2 tRNA genes are annotated in these 1,115 nt (G+C 39.4%); both read left to right on the top strand.

The features are described 5' to 3' along the window. Positions 1–785 precede the first annotated feature (785 nt). A tRNA-Ala gene (locus CWB77_RS17935) sits at positions 786–861 on the top strand. A gap of 36 nt (positions 862–897) precedes the next feature. Beyond that, a tRNA-Glu gene (locus tag CWB77_RS17930) sits at positions 898–973 on the top strand. Positions 974–1,115: the final 142 nt, after the last annotated feature.

Genomic DNA, 1,115 nt, shown 5'->3' with positions numbered 1-1,115 from the left:
CCAACTGAGCTAATCACCCGCATCTAAACAACACCACATTGCTGCGTTGTTGTGGGGCGCTATTATAGATAGACTTGTAAATGTGTCAACACTTGAATGATAAAAATGTGCTGAATGAAGCTTTTATAATCAATGCAATGCAAATAGTGTTCACTTTATCAACAAGGTAACATAAAACGAACAATAAGCATGCATGGCTGGGCGCTAATGTAGCTACATTCATATTCACTTAATAGGGCTCTGTTGCTTTTTAAGGATGAAAATTAATTCAATTTAGTGGTAATTGATTTACCGAGCCAGGGTTGCAACCAAGAAATCAAAGTTAAACTTTCTAGTTCAGATCATCCTGCCTATATTATTCAATTGTTTAAACCACTCAAATTAGCAAGTTGTTTATCGCTTAGCATAGTTAAGCTTTACAATTAGCATTTAATAAAATCCAGCTAGGTTATGATGGAAGTAGGCCCGTTTTAGGCAAAAAGCGGTGGTAACTCAATTTGCATATAAATGTATACCTTTTGAGTCCGATGTGAATAGGTACTTTTAGTATTATAAAGTCGTTATTCTCAACTCAAACGCAAATGTGGCACACTTAACGTAACTCATGGTTACTAAATACTATGAAAATCTACTTTTTAGCATGTATGATAGCCAGTTTGTTGAAAATTAAACCATTTAAATAATGTCGCACAAAAAACTGTTGACTTTATTTTGGGGGGTGCATAGAATGCGCCCCGCACTAAGCGATACACGACGTGGTTATCACCGAGCGTATTGAATAAGTTGGGGCTATAGCTCAGCTGGGAGAGCGCTTCGCTGGCAGCGAAGAGGTCTGCGGTTCGATCCCGCATAGCTCCACCAATTTTTAGTGTTTGTCCTAGGGTAGCAGTTTTCTGTGTCCCCATCGTCTAGAGGCCTAGGACACCGCCCTTTCACGGCGGTAACAGGGGTTCGAATCCCCTTGGGGACGCCACTTAACTTTTTAGTTAAAGGCGGTTTTACCGAGAAAATAGCGTAACACATAAAGCTCGAGTCTTTATCTGTACTATTGCGCCATTACCTTAAAAGCTCAGGATGTGAGTTTAACTAATCAATTGTCCTAGTGACACTTTTTA

This window comes from Pseudoalteromonas sp. S1610 (assembly GCF_005887465.1).
Taxonomy (GTDB): domain Bacteria; phylum Pseudomonadota; class Gammaproteobacteria; order Enterobacterales; family Alteromonadaceae; genus Pseudoalteromonas; species Pseudoalteromonas undina.
Note: the sequence above shows the minus strand (reverse complement) of the source record. Positions and strands in the feature narration are given on the sequence as shown.